Here is a 16,503-nt window from a genome sequence, read left to right as displayed (position 1 = left end):
GCGACGCCGTGCGTGCGCGAACCTGGTACGGTGAATTTCGTGAGCTAGTCCTGATGTGTGCGGTTCACAACATCAAGCAATCTCTGAAACCGTGAAATCAAGCTACGTCTGGTGATTCACCACGGCCGTATTTTTAGAACGGGTCCGAACACGGGATGGCTTTATGCTAATCGGCCACACAGCCCAAGACATGGAAACGTTCGAGAGCGACGACGGCTACGTCATCGTACGACTTGATCGGGGCGACCTGGCACTCGAATCCATCGAAACCGCCTGCGACCGCCACAACGTCGACACCGGCGCAGTGGTTTCGGGGATCGGTACCTTCAGTAACCTGAATATCCATTACGTGGATCGGACTGATCTCCCCGCGGACCGCACGGAGCGGAACGTGACCCTCGAACTCGACGGTGCGTGGGAGATAACCGACGTTGGCGGCGTGATCGCCGACGGCGAGCCACACCTCCACGTGACCGGGTTTAACGGCGACCGGACCGTGGGCGGCCACCTGGAAGCGGGATGTGAGGTGAACGTCCTCGGAGAGTTCACGATCAGGAAAATCGACGGGCTATCGCTGACGCGGGACCCAAACGACCACGGTGTCTCGCAACTCACACGTCAGTAAGCGTGGACTGCTTTCGAAGAACGGTCGACTCAGTAGCGCCGCCACCAGAGAAACCCGTACGCACCGATACCGAAGAGAAAGAGCCCAGCACCCCACACCGCGAAGATAGCCGCCCAGATGCTCCAGAGCCCGCCGGTCGGTACCAGAACTCCAGAGTCGAAAAACACGCCGATGAGCGTGAACACCACGCCGCCGATGGCAATCTTGAGCAACACCGATTCACGAATGGCATCGGCTACTCCGTCCGACGGGCTGTACACGGATTTGTCCGGTCCCGAGCTTCCATCCACACCGCTCCGGTTGTCTGACTGTGTCGTTCCCATCGTTCCTTGATACAGAGTGACAGTATAAATCAGTTTGGCTGTCGGCTGTAGACGGTGCACTGGAACCACTGCCGGGACTACACCGCTTCACTCCGGTGGATGTTCCCACAGCTCACCGTCATCTTGTGGATTGTAGCCGATGCGTGCGCGTGCGTGTTCGAGGTCGAACCACCGCCGATGGTTGTCGCTGACGCCGCTGAAGATACCGAACTCTACGTCTTCGTCCATCAGGCAGCATTCTATCTGATGGGCGAAATCCGAGCGGGACTGCCACATCGCCTTCATGCGAGCCACGGCGTGGTCGTACTCCACACTCCCGCGTTCGAACTCCCCGTCGTCGACACCCTTCTCGGCGTCACCGTAGGGGTGGTCGTACTCCGGCATGCGGACGCTACAGACCCGGAGCGCGTAGAACTGTTCGGGGTAGTCGTACTGCTCGACGTAGTACCGACCGAGGGACTCGCCAAACGCCTTCGACGCGCCGTAGAAGGAGTCGGGTCGGACGGGGTCGGTGTGGTCGATGACCAGATCGTTGTCGGGGTAGTATATTTCAGGAGCGTTGTCGAGTTCGTACAGCCCCATTACGTGGTTCGATGAGATGAACACGAACGTCTCAACCTCCTGTTCGCGGGCCGCTTCGAGTGCGTTGTACATGCCGACAATGTTCGGCTCGAAGATGTCGGGCCAGTCGCCGTCAGTGTAGGGGTAGGCGGCCATGTGGACCATCGCGTCCTGTCCCTGGGAGGCAGATTCGAGTGCGGCCCTGTCGGAGATGTCCGCGACGACCGTGTCCAGCCCGCCGTAGGGATGGTCGTCAGGTCGGTCGGAGCGGTTGTAGTACGTGAAGTCGTAGTCGGGATCGTCGTGCAAATGGTCGATAACTGCGGTGCCACACCGGCCGTACACGCCGGTCATCAGAACGTCCATGGGACCGATAGTGACTCCCAGTACCAAAACAGTTTACCACTTACAGGTTCCGGCATCGCGGGAGAAACTACCCGGATTCGTCGATGCCGGGGAGCGGCGATCCGTTCGAGTCCGCCCAACTGCTGGACCGGCGGTTTCCACCCCAATGTTCAACACTGCGCCGCACGCGGGAAGACGTATGGTCGAACTGACGGGAGACACTTCCTTCTCGCGGCCACCCGAGTGGGCGCTGCGCCAGCGGACACTCATGGAAACGATGGCATCGGCGGTCGAACGATTCACCGATCAGTATCTCGGCCCCGAGGGCGATCCGTTCTGGCCGCCGAGGGATCACACCGGTATCGACGGCTTCGACGACATCATCGAGGGGTTCTACAACTGGCCGCTCGTGTACGCGATGGGTGGCGACGAGCGGTTCCTGACCGAAGCCCGCACTGTGTACGAGGCGGCACTAGAGCGCGGGGCTGAGACGGAGACGCCGTACGGCCACCCGATGGTCGTCGACGAGTTCGAGCAGTGCCGCGACTGGTTCCACCTCGGCGAGGGGAACCTCTACACCTACAACATGGGCCTGGCCGCACCGACCGACCAGACCGTCCGCGAGCGGGCCAGGAAATTCGCGGCGCTGTACACCGCCGACGCCGACAGCGGGAACTACGACGCCGAACGGAATCTGATTCGCGGACCGATGAACGGGAGTATGGGACCGGATTTCTGTGACTTCTCGCAGTACGAACACCACCCGTACGGGTCGGACTATCGGTGGGCGCGCCACGGCCTGCCCTGGCGGGATCTAGAGTTCGACACGGCTACCGGGCTGCTCGACCCGGACAACGAGGATCGGCTCTTCGAGGTGCTTAACGAACGGTGTGCGACCGGCGACATCCCGCTGAACCTCAATATCACGAGCCTAATGACCAACGCCTACCTCCACACCGGTGAAGACCGCTATCGGGAGTGGGTGACGGAGTACGTGTCGGCGTGGCGCGAGCGAACCGCGGAAAACGGCGGCATCATCCCGGATAACGTGGACCGGTCGGGCGAGATCGGCGGCGTCGCCGGGAACTGGTACGGCGGCTACTACGGCTGGTCGTGGGGCGGGTGGCACTACGTCGGTATCGGCCCAACGGTCGCCGCGGAGAACGCTGTCCTCCTGGAAGGAGACCGTGAGTTTCTCGACTTTCCGCGGTCGCAACTCGACCGGCTCATCGACGCCGGCATCGACGTGAGCGAGGACCCGGTTCATGACACCCGCTATATCCCTCACAAGTACAACGACGCCGGCGACTATCACTACGACGCGACCGGCGTGCTCACGGAGGACGACGGCGAAGTGCTGTGGCGCGACGGCTGGTACGAGTTCAAGCCACACTCGGACGACCCGTACGCGGTCCATCTCTGGCTCGCGTCACAGTCGGAGGCCGACCGCAAACGCCTGCGTCGGCTCCGCGACTGGAGCAAGCGGGACTGGACACAGGTAGACCACCGCGCGTCGAACAAACACGGGGCGGGCCACGAGTACGCGTGGCTCGCGTACCTCGACGGTGAGTTCGAAGACTACCCCGAGCGGATTATCGAGGCGAACCACGCTCACGTCCGGGAGCGCCTCGCACTGATGGACGAAGAGGACGGCGTTCCCGAGACCGTCGACGAGGACTACCTGCGAGACCGAAATCCCGTCTTCCACCGTGGACTCCTGCAGCTGACGATGGGCGCACCCCAGCAGATATACTACGGCGGGCTGGTGATGGCTCAGCTGCGCCACTTCGACCCCCAACGCGAGCGCCCCGGCCTCCCTGAGGGCGTGTCGGCGCTCGTCGAGTCCGTGGATTCGACCGGGGTCACGTTCACGCTCGTAAACGACGCAGGCGGCGAGCGCGAGGTCATTGTGCAGGCGGGGGCCTACGCCGAACACGACTTCCGGACCGTCGAACACGGCGACCGAACGGTCGACGTTGACGACCCCGTGGTGACCGTGACACTCCCCAGCGGGACGAAAGCGACCATGGAAGCGAGGATGGACCGCTTCGTGAACGATCCAACGTACGCACTCCCGTGGAGTGAAGGCCGAAGCAAGTAGCGGAACTGGTTCGAGAACGAGTCGTCTCGGCGATTATTCGTCGGCTGGCGCGACCTCGCCGTACACCGCGTCTGCGCCCGGGGTCGGCGCTGCCCACTCGACAGCGTTTCGAACGACTGTCTGGACCTCGTCCTGATAGTATATCGGATACGCCTCGTGACCGGGCCGGAACGCGAATATTCGTCCACGACCCCGCCGGTAGCAGACGCCTGAGCGGAACACCTCGCCACCTTCGAACCACGAGATGAACACGGTCCGGTCGGGCTCGGGGATGTCGTAGGGCTCGCCGTACATTTCGGTCGCAGGAATCTCGAAGGACTCCCCGAGGCCGTCAGTGATGGGGTGACCGGGGTCGGCGGCCCACACCCGCTCTGTTTCGCCGCCGTGCCGGTACTTGATGTTACAGGTCGTCCCCATCAGGCGCTTGAACGGTTTCGAGTTCTTCCCGGAGTGGAGCGGAACGAAGCCCATCCCTTCGTGTACTCGGTCCACGACCCGACTCGCTACCTCGTCTTGGACCTCGTCGTTCGCGCAGTGGGACCACCAGACGAGCACGTCGGTGTCCGCCAGCACGTCCTCGGTGAGTCCGTTGGCTGGCTCGTCCAGCGTCGCCGTCCGTACGTCGTGGCCGTCTTCCGCGATGGCGTCCGCGATAGCGCCGTGGATGCCGTCGGGGTACAGTTCGGCTATTTCGGGTTCCTCGCGCTCGTGGACGTTCTCGTTCCAGACCGTGACCTGTCGCGGCATAGCCAATTGTTCTCAACGGTCTGGAATAAGTCCTCGGACCAGTCCGGGTGTCGTCACAGCGTGCACAACTCGACACTGCGGGTCGGCCTGTTGACGCAGTTCGAACCGGGGTAAAAGTTACAGTCAGTCGCTCAGCTGATAAGGCGGTCGATGTTCGCGTCGAGTTCGGCGTACATCTCCTCGGCACGTGCCTCCTCATCGGGTTGGAGCGGACGGATCGGGGGCCGGACGTTCCCACCGTGCAGGCCCGCCAGTTCGAGCCCCTTCTTGACCGCGGAGACGCTTATCGCCCCGGGAATGGTGTTGTCCTGCCCGGTCTCGTCGCGGAAGCGCTGGTACGGCATGCAGATGTTCCGGAGCTTCTGGGCGCGCTCCCAGTTCCCCGCCTGAAGCGCGTCGAACAGTTCGAGACCGACTTCGGGACGGAAGTTCGAGACGCCCGCAGAGAACCCCTCGATGCCTTCTGCCCAATAGCTCACCGAACACGGTTCGGCGAGCCCGCCGACCCACACCACGTCGTCGGAGCCGGCGGCCGCACCCTCGCCGAGCTTGACGGGGTCTTTCAGCGCGTACTTGATACCGACGACCCCGTCCACGTGGGTCAGTCGCTTCAGGTAGTCGATAGAGGGGTCGAACCCACGGACGTATGGGACGAGTGGGGTTTCCGTGGCCGCATCGAGTTGGCAGTAGTAGTCCAGCAGCGCGCGCTCGTGGATGTACGTGTGGTCCGGCGGCATAATCATCATCGCGTCCACGTCGAGGTCGTCGTAGGCCTCGATGAGTTCGATAGCGTCCTTTGTGGACCCGCCGACGCCCGCCAGCACACAGGCGTCGGCGGGAAGTGCGTCGACGCTCGTCCGAGCCACGTCGATTCGCTCCTGCTGGGAGAGCGAGTGGTACTCGCTGATGTTCGCCGTTGCGAGGAACGTCCGGATGCCCGACTCGTAGAGCGCCACGGCGTTCTCCGTGATTTTCGAGTGTTCTATCGAACCGCTATCGTCGAACGGCGTCAGCAAGCCGACTGCGACGCCGCGCAGGTGCTCCTGGACCTGCTTGGGGCTAAGCGACATACCAGTATGACCCACCGCAACGCTCATAAATCCACCGCCTGGGGTGCTGGCGGGACTGAAGCGCGACCTGAGACCGTACCCGACGGCGAGCCACTGCATCGCCCACATCGGGCCACTGGGCCCGACATAGCGGCGTCGGGAACCCCTCCCAGCACAACTTATTTCCGGTGGCCACTCGCCTCTGAAGGCATGGAGATTACCGACCTGCGCGTGATCCCGATAGCGTACACGCTCCCGGACGGCGAAGGGCTGGGCGACGCCCGGGGCTTCGGACACGAGCGCGAGACGACACTCGTCCGCATCGATACCGACGACGGGACTGTCGGCTGGGGTGAGGCCTTCGCACCTGGACGTATTGTCGCGTCGACGGTGGAGGAACTGTTCCGCGATGCGGTCATCGGGATGGATCCCTTCGACGTGGAATCGCTCGCGGAGCGCTCCTACACCGACCCCTACCACTTCGGGGGCAGCGTGTTCGTCCAAAGCGCGCTGAGCGCTATCGATATCGCTTGCTGGGACATCATCGGGAAGTCGGTCGGTCGCCCAGTCTACCGTCTGCTCGGCGGTACCGAGCGCACCTCGCTTTTGCCCTACGCCTCAACGATGTACTACACCGAACGGGACCGCCCCATCACAGAGCCGATGGAGGCCGCCGTCGAAGAGGGGTTCACCGCCGCGAAGATCAAAATCGGAACCGGGACGGACGAGGACATCGAACGGGTCAGGACTGCCCGCGAGATTCTCGGCGACGACGCCCGCCTGATGGTCGACATGAACGGGAACTACCGCCCCCGGCAGGCGATCAGGACGGCGAAAGCCATCGCCGAGTACGATATCACCTGGATCGAGGAGCCGGTACCCCCCGAGAACCCCTCGGGCTACCGCGAGATCAAACAGCGCATCGACACGCCGCTGGCGGCCGGTGAAGCCCACTACGGTCGGTTCGAATTCAAACGGCTCATCGACGACCGACTCGTCGATATCGTCCAGCCCAATCTCGCTCGGTGTGGCGGCCTTTCCGAGGCCCGCACCATCGCCGACATGGCCACGACGGAGAACGTCGCCGTGCGGCCACACGTCTGGAACAGCGCCGTCGGACTGGCGGCCGCCGTCCAGTTCGCCGCCAGTGTCTCCGAATACCCACACACGCGAAATATCCCCGACCCGATGATGGTGGAGTTCGACCGGAGCCCGAACCCGCTCCGGGACGACCTCCTCGAATCGCCGTTCGATCCGTCGGGCGGATCACTCACCGTTCCACAGGAGCCCGGACTCGGCATCGAGATAGACGAAACGGAACTCGAAGCGTATCGAACGGACCGCTGAGCGACGGGAGAGCGCAGTGTTGAAACTTTTATCACCCCATAAGTACATAACAGATATATGAAGCGAGCACTCGTCGTCATCGATGACACCGACAAACACAGAGAACTGTTTGCCGAGGCGGTAGAGATCGTACGTGGGACCGACGCTGAGCTGGAGCTCTTCTCGTGGGTGACCCCTGACGAGTTCGAGAGCGACGTCGAAACACTCGAAGCCGCCGAGCAGGCCGGAGGCGGGACGTACTCGAACGCCACCGCAAACGATATCGTGACGAACTTCGCTCACGAGTTCGCCGAAGCCGTTTGTGGCAGCAATCTCCCACAGTACGACGTTTCCTCGGCGGTCACCGAAGACGATGCGGTCGCTGAACACATTCTCGACGCGGCGCGGCAGTCCGACTGTGATCACATATTCCTCGTCGGCCGCCGCCGCTCGCCGACCGGCAAAGTGCTGTTCGGTGACGTGGCTCAGGAAGTCATCCTCAACTTCGACGGGAACGTGACGGTCTCGATGTCCTGACGGCGACAAGAAAATACAACCGTAGTGGGCCGAGGTCCAATTTAAAACTCGTCTGTGAACGATCCCCGTATAGATTCCTCAACGACGACCAGGCCCTGGAATCGGCATCAGCAGCGCGACGAGACCAGCGATTCGGTATCGAGGTCCGGAATCCGTCGAGACAGCCGACGAAATCTGGTCAGACGAGTTGCCTCTGGCCGCCTCAAGAACTCCAAAGTTCTCACGTCTGGTATCGCTTCGGAAAAGAAATATGGGTATGTGAATTTTAGCCTTGTATATCGGATTAGTAGGATTATATTTCAATTTTTAGTGAGTATATTCGCCTAAGTGTTGTGATTGAGGACAAAGAATCACTAGAATGAGTTATACAAGGGCTAAAATGTAGATTTGGTCCCATATTACCGTTCCGCTGAGGCTATACGCAGGCTCGTCATCGGGTCGCGGGAGTCTTTCACGAATGTGTGCTTGCCCGTGATCCGGGCAGTCCCGGTTATCGTCGGGACGACGACCGTAACACCGTCACGCTGTCTCGTCTCGATGATTCGGCCCTCGAACCGGGTGCCGATAATGCTCTCGTGGATGTACGGTTCGTCGACTGAGAGCGTTCCAGTGTCGTGTAAGAACCCCATCTTCGCACACGTACCGGGCCCGCATGGCGAGCGGTCGACCTGCCCGTCACTGAAGACGACGATACTGCGGTCGGCTTCGGCCGGAGACTCGTAGATCTCGGTAATAGAGATCGACCCGGGTTCGCCGGTGAACGGATGGACGATGTCGAGTTCGTCGTTGACGGCGTCCCGAATCTCCAGGCCCCAGTCGATGAACTCGTCCGTCCGAGTGGTATCGACACCAACACCGAGTTGATCGCTGTCAACCATTGCGAAGAAGTTCCCGGCATAGACGACATCCACACGAAGCGGCGAGTCCAGAAACGAGACGGAGACAGTCGTCGATCCGTAGACGAACGACTCGACGTTCTGTATCGTGACCCGCTCGACACCGTCTTCGGAATACTCCAGGCTCGCTTCGACGATGCCCGCCGGTGTCTCCACGCGGATACGGGGGTCGGGAGAGAGGTAGCCCAGGTCGAGGAACGCGGAGACGACGCCGATCGTCCCGTGCCCGCACATGTCCAAGTACCCCTGCCTGTCCATGAAGAACACAGCGAGGTCGGCGTCATCTGCGTGTGGTTCGAACACGACTGCACCGAACATGTCGTCGTGCCCTCGCGGCTCCTGCATCAGCAGTTCGCGGACCCAGTCGTACTCGTCGGCGAAAGACTCCCGTTTCCTCGGATGCTGTCGCCCGCAAGTGATACGTCATCGAGCCAGTCGAGGAGGATACGTGTCGGCTCGCCTTCCGTGTGTGTATCGACTGTGGTGAACGAGGCGTCCGTCGGCAAGTCCACGATATCTCGGGTCGGTCTCATTCTTCGATTCTCTCCGCTGCCTCGGTCTGCTCGGCGGACCAGTCGTCGTAGGGTCGTCGTCTTGTCCCGTAATAAACGGCCTCGGCCAGATGTTTCCCGTGCCGGCCGTCGCTCCCAGCATCGCCATGACCAAGCCGAACCGGCGTCCCCACTCGTCTCTCGCCGTTCCGGCCACAGATCCTCTCATGTAACTTTCACTCATATATAACGGCCCTAATTGGTATAGTAGTCACCGACCATGTTTGGGGCGGGTTGCTACCGCCTCTCCTGCCCGGAACCACGCGAAATAGCGTGTTCACACAGCGCTGCGTAGTATTTACGGGAATTATATTTCGTAGCTTGAGGTTAGACCTATAAAGACCGGCTATATCTTCCACCTATCTTTGTCACCTATACCGCATAGCGATTCAGAATGGCTTTTCGGTATAGCTGGACAAGATAACTATACAGACCAACCAGACAGTATAGTCACTTGAGCCATCGATACAATATAGATTTGTCGCATAGTCAATGGCTGTATCCACACGGAATGGTTCATCGACTCAGCGAGTACCCTCCAATATATGAGCTAAGCATACAGGGGTATTCCTTCGCGGAACTACAATACAGAAACATCGACCACGGACAGACGAAAGACCAGCTGAAAAGATAGACAGTGAGCGGATCAGCGGGGCGTTGTTGACTGTTCCCAGTCGTAGCCCCACTCGCGAAGTTTCTCAGCCACGAGATCAGGGTTGTCCATGGCGACAACGAGAGCGGCTTCCAGTGCGTCGGTTTTGTAGACATCCTCTCCGACTTCGTCCTCTAGATTACGGAGGAAGGTGGACTCACGGTCTTCGACTTCGGGCCGAATGAAGATGGGCCGTTGCTTGCGGTCTTCCTTGACAGAACTGCGACGGAATTTGTACGGAATCTCAGGTTGGCCTGCGTCTTCCGTAATCGGCGAGTCAGGCTCGACATCTGCGGTGTCAGCCAACTCCTCGTCCTGCTCTGGATCCGGTTCTGTCTCAGCAAACGGATCGTCGCCGGAGCCGGATTTCATGCTGTCGCCTCCTGTTCGCGGGTTTGTCGGAGATGAGCGGCTAGCTCTTCGAACTGCTCTAAGGTTTCGAGTTCGTACTCCCGCTCCCGGCTACGGTGGTCCTCGACGTACTTGAACGCCGAACACTGCTTGCGCCAACAGCCTTCAAGAAGTGACGTGCGCTCACGGAACACTACCGGAATGTCATACGACTCCGCCCGGAGCCGCTTGAGCATCTCTTCTTGATCGTTCGTTCCTTTGAATCGGTTCGGCACCGCGGCTAACACGCCGACGTTGATATCCAGCGTCTCCTCCAGCCCGGTAACGAGGTCCGCCAGTCCCTCGACAGACTGTTGGCCCTTCCCGCTCGGTTCAAACGGAATAACGAGGTTCCGCGTCGCGTGTAACGCGTTGTATAGTTTCACATCCGCGGTCGCCGGCGGGTCGATGATGACAGTATCGTACTCAGACGGAACGCCTGCGTCCTTCAATACGCGAAGAAGTTGGACGTTCGGGTTCCAGTTCTCACCGAAGTCGGCCGCTTCCTCCTCCCGGCGTCGCAGGTGCTTCGACAGGACTTCTAGAGAGTTGTGTGCGGGGAGGACATCAACACCTTCGGATGTTTCGATGAGGTCAGCGAACGGGCCGCGAGGCCGTTCGACGAGATGTCGGACTAAGCTGTCTGCCTCCGAATCCGTTCGGTGATCCGCGACATCGAACAGGAACGAAAGGCTCCCCTCCTGTGGATCCATGTCGATTGCCAGTACATCATGGCCGGCACGGGCATCGGCGACAGCAAGGTTCGCCGCCATCGTTGTCTTGCCGACACCGCCGGCCTCGCTGTACACAGTGTAGGTGAGCATATCGTATGCGATACACTACACAGATATAAAGATTAGTCAGACGGAATAGCTACACAGTATAGCTGATTTGTGTAGTTATCTAAGTCACGATATTCCAGCAGGGGTCAAGCATCAAACAGCCCGGCAAGCGTCTCACGCATCTCCGCCCGCCGGTGTGACCGTGCTTCGGATTCAGAGAGATAGTTGTCGAGAACGACTTGCGCTGACGCTGAACCCTGCTCAGCTGCGACACCCTCGAACCGTTCCGCAACCCGTCTGACAGCGGCTCCATACGTCGTATACCAGAATCGACGGCCTGTTTTCGGCGTTGGCCGCGCACCATCGACAGTTACGTCCGCAACTTCGGCCACCGATTTAAACCGTCGTCGAACGGTTTCGGCGGTCAAGTGACCGGTATTAGCGGCTGGCGACGGGAGCAGATACCCGTTCCAATCCTGATCTGAAAGGGTCTCAATACGCTTGTTCACCGTCTCTAAACCGGCTAGCAGTGCCACAGTCCCGGGGCCGTTTTTCCGCTCTCCATCTGCAAACTCTATATACGGGTGAGAGTCATCGTCCGGATCCAAATTGAGTTGCCGGATATGCAGTGATGCAACTTCACTCGGTCGGAGACCCCAGCCACAGCACGCAACCACAATAAATCGGTCTCGTGGGTCCGTCGCCGCGGTATAGAGTCGCTGCACAGCGGTGCGATCAAGCGCCTTGTTGTCCCAAGATGGCGTCTCGTCCCATCCAAACCGGATTTCAAGGTCAGCTAGTGGATTGTACTCGGCGTCCCCGAACATTACCAAATGCTTGTAGAACTGCCGTGTGTCCTGAACGTACTTTCGCCGTGAGGCAAGCGTCGTAAGCGCGTCGTCCAGTTGATCCAGAGCGTCAAACGTCGTCGCTACCCGGTCCATCTCTGCAACGCGTTCGTCGGGATCTTCCAGCGGTGCCAGCAAGTCTTTCGTATAGTGGATATTGGTATATGCTTTCGCGTATCGACGGAGAATCGACCGCCGTGTCTCGATTGTTGCCGCTGCACGTCCACGACGGGTTTCGAGTTCGTCGAGATAGTCCTCGATTGCTTGTCGCGTGTTGTCAGAGAGAAAATCGAAAGGGCCTGTCGAGCTTTCTACTTCCGGCACGCCGATCTCGTCATAGAACTGGCCCGGGGACAGGTCGAACTGCCGCTGGAGGTGCTTTACGAATCCCGGAAATTGTCCGTTCAGCCACGCGTATGTCGGGGTTTCAGTGTTCGGGTCGAGACCGTGGTTTTCCATTGCCGGCACAACTGTCTCACGGTAGAAGGACTCGCAGTCAGCCAAGTCCATCGTTGAGTAGCGGGTGTCAGTCATTGGATTGAGTGTGGGCGTGTAGACGACAGTAACAGAGAAACTGTCCCGGCTGGCTTATCTGAATCACCGGAATTTCGTATGTAGCGTATTCCAGTCGTGCTACTAATAGTTTGTCTTGTATTGTTTTCTCATGCAGAAACCCACAACAAGACAAATGCGGCCAGTTATATTACTACAGCAAATAAATCATATGACGCTATATCAAATATCGTCGAATACGATTCAACCACTCAGTCAGTTTCGCACATACTTTCCGGTAGCCGCTGGTGCTTCGGAGAACGCGGTCTGAGAGTTGATAACATAATCCTTATTGAAGATATGTGAGAAGGAACTAGCAGAGCCGAATAAATGAAGGATATTCCTTTCAGTAGTAACATCAGTCGGAGAAAATATTCCAAGGCAGTGGCAGCACTGGGTGGAACGGTGCTTGTCATAGCCGGGATAGCGAATTATGAGGACGACGAAAGCACACAAAAAGGAAGTAATGGTGCCCTCTATACACCACCGGAGGGTGCGCCCGCTCCTGGATCTCTATACCCCCGCGTTATACGCTTGGAACACGCCAGTGACGGGAACAATCCGAGTGGCCCGCTCCTCGCCACTTTCGAGTTCTACCCCTCGATGAGTGGCGGTTCGAAACCGTACTTCCCGGTGTACCGGAGTACTGACGGCGGCCGTTCCTGGTCGAAGTACTCGGAGATACACGATACGAGCGGGAAGAACTGGGGCCTGCGGTACCAGCCAACCTTGTTCGAACTGCCCGAGGAGGTTGGACCCTGGCCAGCCGGGACAGTACTCGCCGCAGGTAACGCGATTCCAATTCTGGATGATCCCGAGGAGGTGCCCGAAGGCGATATCGGCGAACTCGGCGAGACGAGCATCGACCTGTACGCAAGTACCGACGAGGGCGAGACCTGGGAGTTCGTAAGTACCGTCATCACCGGCGGAACAGCCGTTCCCCACGCTGGGAACAACCCCGTGTGGGAACCGGAGCTTGCGCTCGATGCAGACGGGGACCTCGTCTGTTACTTCGCCGACGAGCGGCAGGGGACTGACGACGACTATAACCAACTCGTCGCATACAAGGCGTCCGAAGACGGCGGCCAGACGTGGGGCGAGGAACAGTTCGTCGCCGCTGTGCCCAACGAGACGAGCCGCCCGGGAATGCCAACGATCACCGAATTACCCAACGGCAACTACATGATCGGCTATGAAGTCGTCGGCCCAGACCTGGAGGGCGAAGTCCACGTCAAGACCTCACCCGATGCCCGCGACTGGGGGGACCCGACCGATCTTGGGAACCCTGTCGCGACGGCCGACGGCCGGCGGTTCGTCAACGGGCCGTACGTCACGTGGACCCCGCATGGCGGGGAAAACGGGACGGTGCTCGTCTCAGCCAAACAGTTGGTCGACGAAGACCGCAATCCCGCCGAAGGGAACGGCGAGGTCGTTCTCGCGAACACTGATTTGGATGGGAGCGGCGACTGGACGGCAGTGAAAGCACCGCTCTCGTTCGAAACCGAGGACGAACTCGGCGGCCGCGGGTTCGTTGGTTGGACAACACCGATTCTACCCTCTCCGAACGGAAAACAGCTGCTACAGCTCACCTCCACTGCATCCAGTGCAGAGCTCTGTGAGATCCGATACGCCAAACGATCGCTGGAGCTGAACGAGCTCTGAGAAGGGCTGCCGTAACATTCTTTCCGCCGGGAGTGGGGACGGAATACAGCAGTCAAGCGGAGTCAGGTTGAGGGACAGCGTGAGACAGATAGCAACCGCTAACCACCGTGTTCCGATACTGGAGTGACAGCCTCGAAAAGGGCTATCAGTGTGTTCCGTCAGTTCCCAACTGGACGAAGCGAGTCGGCAGTCAGCTCCGTGTGGAACGTCGCCACCAGCGCCGGAAAGACCAGTGGGAGCGCGATTGTGAGAAGCGTACAGACGACAAAGAGCGTCGCAGTGACGATGCCGACGAGAACAGTCACAACCGGCCGCTCGACTGACCAGCGGTAGCTGGTAGTGACAGCTTCGACGACATCAGTGCCGTTGGCGAGTGATACGAACGCCAGCGCGAACACGACCCAGGCGTGATAGGCCAGGTAGACACCGACCGCGCCGAACAAGCCGGCATACCCAGTGCCAGTCGTGATGAACTGGTCCATATAGAGAACAGCGATAACCGGGAACAAAGCCATCAGACCGCTGAACAGGACCGCATCGAGCCAGTGGTTGCGAAGCGTGGTCACGATTTCTTCGCGGTCAACGTATCCCTTCTCGCGGACCGAGCGGACCGCTGCGTACGCCCCGAGCGTCGACGGCCCGATTGTGATGAGTGGCAGCGACGTGAGCACCCAGCCGACGCTGATCGCGACCATCGAAACCGGATGGTCATACACCGTCCGGAACGCGGTGGCGAGCGCGCGGTGGACCGACAGGGTCCCCTCGGTCGATTCGGTCATCCGGTTGCGCCCTGCATCTGGACTGCCCGAACGAGCTGTCCCTGGAACAGGAGATAGACGATGAACAGCGGAAGCGAACCGAGGATAGCCACAGCCATGTGGAGCCCCGGCGTGTCGATGTTCCCCTGATACAGGTTCACGAGCCCGATCGGGAGCGTGTACGCTGTTTCGTTCGACAGAACCAGCAAGGGCCAGAGGAACGCGTTCCAGTTGTAGACGAACATGAACAGGGCCAGTGCGGAGAGGATCGGCTTGGCGAGCGGGAGAATTATCCGGGTGTACACCTGGAAGGTCGAGAACCCGTCTAACCGTGCCGCCTCCTCGTATTCCTCAGGGATATCCCTGAAGAACTGATAGAGGAGGAATACGCCCAGCGGGCTGGCGACTGCAGGCAAGATAACGCCCCAGTAGGAGTTAATCAGCCCCAGATCCGCGACGATCTGGTAGAGCGGGACGATGTTCATGTAGTACGGGACCATGAAACTCGCGAGGATGATCCCCAGGATAGCGCCCTGCCCCGGCCAATCAAGGCGAGTAAGCGAGAACGCGATCATCGAGTCGATGACGACGATCAGTAGCGTCGCTCCGCCAGCGATGACGAAGGTATTGATCGTCCACTCGACGACCAGCGTGTTGTTCAGCAGGTACTGGTAGTGTTCCAGCGTCACCGGTTCACCCACGAGCGGCGGTATCCAGTACGGCCGTGGGTCACGCAGCAATTCGTTTGGCTGGAACGATCGGGATATCGTGTACAGGTACGGAACCGCCATCAGGAAGGCAAGTCCGTACAGGAACACGTGAAGCAACGCGTTCCGGACCCTATCGCTGTCGATTTGTGACCGAATAGTACTGTCAGTCATTGCTATCACCGATAACTTTGAAGTTAATAATCGCGATTACGATGAGGATAGCGACGAGAACGTATCCCATAGCCGCGCCGTAACCGAATTGCTGCTGTGAGAACGCGCTTCGATAGAGATAGTAGACGAGCGTATCCGAGGAGTCTTGCGGACCGCCCTGGGTCATGACATACGGTTGTGCGAACACCTGAAACTGTAGGATGAACTGCACCATGACCACGAAAACGACAGAGTTGCGCATCTGTGGAAGCGTGATGTCTTTGAACGCTCTCCATCCGTACGCACCGTCGAGTTGAGCTGCCTCATAGAGCCGTTCGGGGATGCTCTGACGGGCAGCAAGGAATATGACGAAGTTGAACCCCACGAGCCACCAGACAGTCATGAACGCGAGTGCTGGCATCACGAGATTCGCAGACGTGAGCCACCCGGGTGGGTTCTCCATGATGAATCCCAGGTAGTAGTTCACGAGCCCGAAGCTCGTCGAGTACATCTGCGCCCAGACCAGCGTCACGACCGCAACGGTCAGGACGTAGGGGCTGAAGTAGATGGCACGGAGCGTTCGTTTCCCGGCCACGTTCTTGTTCACGCCAAGGGCCATCACGAGCCCGAGAACCACGAGTAGCGGCACCGAGATGCCTACAAAGAGGAACGTCCCCTCCATGGCGTTCCAGAACACCGGGTCCTGGAACAGTTCCACGTAGTTCTGCAAGCCGACCCACTCGGTCTGTGAGAGGTCGAACTTGTTCGGATACGTGTGGAGGCTCATGTAGAGGCCCCGGACCGCAGGCCAGACGAGGAACACAGTGAATATCGCGAGATAGGGCAAGGACCAAAGGATACCTTCGATCGTTTCCTTCCGGATACCCATGACTGTCTTACTGTTCGCGCTCGTCTCACCTCCCGGAATGCGGTTTGTT

15 protein-coding genes and 2 pseudogenes are annotated in these 16,503 nt (G+C 59.5%); 6 read left to right on the top strand and 11 right to left on the bottom strand.

Going from position 1 to position 16,503, the window contains the following annotated elements; genetic code table 11:
• Both Harman_RS20445 and Harman_RS20440 read left to right on the top strand, forming a co-directional pair.
• Nucleotides 1-95, top strand: a pseudogene (locus tag Harman_RS20445) (IS5/IS1182 family transposase); the annotation flags it as partial.
• A gap of 95 nt (nt 96-190) precedes the next feature.
• Nucleotides 191-625, top strand: a complete 435-nt coding sequence (locus tag Harman_RS20440; RefSeq protein ID WP_137685530.1) for a PPC domain-containing DNA-binding protein — start codon at nt 191-193, stop codon at nt 623-625.
• A gap of 29 nt (nt 626-654) precedes the next feature.
• Here Harman_RS20440 and Harman_RS20435 read toward each other — a convergent pair whose 3' ends face one another.
• Nucleotides 655-948, bottom strand: a complete 294-nt coding sequence (locus tag Harman_RS20435; protein WP_137685529.1) for a hypothetical protein — start codon at nt 946-948, stop codon at nt 655-657.
• 87 nt (nt 949-1,035) lie between these two features.
• Nucleotides 1,036-1,875 carry an NAD-dependent epimerase/dehydratase family protein gene (locus Harman_RS20430; protein ID WP_137685528.1) on the bottom strand — a complete coding sequence of 280 codons (840 nt, stop codon included), beginning with the start codon at nt 1,873-1,875 and terminating at the stop codon, nt 1,036-1,038.
• A 178-nt stretch (nt 1,876-2,053) separates the two neighbouring features.
• Here Harman_RS20430 and Harman_RS20425 point away from each other — a divergent pair, with 178 nt between their 5' ends.
• Nucleotides 2,054-3,955 (top strand): hypothetical protein, encoded by a 1,902-nt coding sequence (locus Harman_RS20425; RefSeq protein ID WP_137685527.1) that lies wholly within the window; start codon nt 2,054-2,056, stop codon nt 3,953-3,955.
• A 33-nt stretch (nt 3,956-3,988) separates the two neighbouring features.
• Here the strand turns inward: Harman_RS20425 and Harman_RS20420 are convergent, their stop codons facing one another.
• Both Harman_RS20420 and Harman_RS20415 read right to left on the bottom strand, forming a co-directional pair.
• Nucleotides 3,989-4,702, bottom strand: coding sequence for a ThuA domain-containing protein (locus tag Harman_RS20420; RefSeq protein ID WP_137685526.1), 714 nt, complete (start codon nt 4,700-4,702; stop codon nt 3,989-3,991).
• Between the two features lie 131 nt (nt 4,703-4,833).
• Nucleotides 4,834-5,772 carry a dihydrodipicolinate synthase family protein gene (locus Harman_RS20415; RefSeq protein WP_137685525.1) on the bottom strand — a complete coding sequence of 313 codons (939 nt, stop codon included), beginning with the start codon at nt 5,770-5,772 and terminating at the stop codon, nt 4,834-4,836.
• A gap of 189 nt (nt 5,773-5,961) precedes the next feature.
• Between Harman_RS20415 and Harman_RS20410 the strand changes: the two genes are divergently transcribed.
• Both Harman_RS20410 and Harman_RS20405 read left to right on the top strand, forming a co-directional pair.
• On the top strand, nt 5,962-7,098 hold the full coding sequence (locus Harman_RS20410) for a mandelate racemase/muconate lactonizing enzyme family protein (RefSeq protein WP_137685524.1): 1,137 nt from the start codon (nt 5,962-5,964) through the stop codon (nt 7,096-7,098).
• A gap of 57 nt (nt 7,099-7,155) precedes the next feature.
• The gene (locus tag Harman_RS20405) at nt 7,156-7,614 is read left to right on the top strand and encodes a universal stress protein (protein ID WP_137685523.1); all 459 of its coding nucleotides are present in this window, start codon (nt 7,156-7,158) and stop codon (nt 7,612-7,614) included.
• Nucleotides 7,615-8,012: 398 nt separating this feature from the next.
• On the opposite strand, the pseudogene Harman_RS20400 reads toward Harman_RS20405, so the two are convergent.
• The 4 genes and pseudogenes from Harman_RS20400 to Harman_RS20385 all read right to left on the bottom strand — a co-directional run bounded on the left by Harman_RS20400 (nt 8,013) and on the right by Harman_RS20385 (nt 12,267).
• Nucleotides 8,013-9,043, bottom strand: a pseudogene (locus Harman_RS20400) (proline racemase family protein).
• 664 nt (nt 9,044-9,707) lie between these two features.
• Entirely contained in the window at nt 9,708-10,085 is a 378-nt protein-coding gene (locus Harman_RS20395) for a hypothetical protein (protein WP_137685522.1), read from the bottom strand.
• The gene (locus Harman_RS20390) at nt 10,082-10,927 is read right to left on the bottom strand and encodes a ParA family protein (RefSeq protein WP_137685521.1); all 846 of its coding nucleotides are present in this window, start codon (nt 10,925-10,927) and stop codon (nt 10,082-10,084) included. Before Harman_RS20390 ends, Harman_RS20395 begins: the two co-directional genes overlap by 4 nt.
• A 104-nt stretch (nt 10,928-11,031) precedes the next feature.
• Complete coding sequence (locus tag Harman_RS20385) at nt 11,032-12,267, bottom strand: tyrosine-type recombinase/integrase (protein WP_137685520.1); 1,236 nt, start codon at nt 12,265-12,267, stop codon at nt 11,032-11,034.
• Between the two features lie 432 nt (nt 12,268-12,699).
• On the opposite strand from Harman_RS20385, the gene Harman_RS20380 reads away from it, so the two are divergent.
• Complete coding sequence (locus Harman_RS20380) at nt 12,700-13,947, top strand: sialidase family protein (RefSeq protein WP_200831020.1); 1,248 nt, start codon at nt 12,700-12,702, stop codon at nt 13,945-13,947.
• A gap of 158 nt (nt 13,948-14,105) precedes the next feature.
• Here the strand turns inward: Harman_RS20380 and Harman_RS20375 are convergent, their stop codons facing one another.
• The 3 genes from Harman_RS20375 to Harman_RS20365 are packed head-to-tail and all read right to left on the bottom strand — an operon-like array spanning nt 14,106 to nt 16,454.
• Nucleotides 14,106-14,726 carry a hypothetical protein gene (locus Harman_RS20375; protein WP_137685518.1) on the bottom strand — a complete coding sequence of 207 codons (621 nt, stop codon included), beginning with the start codon at nt 14,724-14,726 and terminating at the stop codon, nt 14,106-14,108.
• Entirely contained in the window at nt 14,723-15,586 is an 864-nt protein-coding gene (locus Harman_RS20370) for a carbohydrate ABC transporter permease (protein WP_137685517.1), read from the bottom strand. Before Harman_RS20370 ends, Harman_RS20375 begins: the two co-directional genes overlap by 4 nt.
• The gene (locus Harman_RS20365; RefSeq protein ID WP_137685533.1) at nt 15,579-16,454 is read right to left on the bottom strand and encodes a carbohydrate ABC transporter permease; all 876 of its coding nucleotides are present in this window, start codon (nt 16,452-16,454) and stop codon (nt 15,579-15,581) included. Before Harman_RS20365 ends, Harman_RS20370 begins: the two co-directional genes overlap by 8 nt.
• Between the last annotated feature and the right edge of the window lie 49 nt (nt 16,455-16,503).

This window comes from Haloarcula mannanilytica (genome assembly GCF_005406125.1).
Taxonomy (GTDB): domain Archaea; phylum Halobacteriota; class Halobacteria; order Halobacteriales; family Haloarculaceae; genus Haloarcula; species Haloarcula mannanilytica.
The sequence above is the reverse complement of the archived record's forward strand: the minus strand, read 5'-3'. Positions and strand labels throughout refer to the sequence as shown.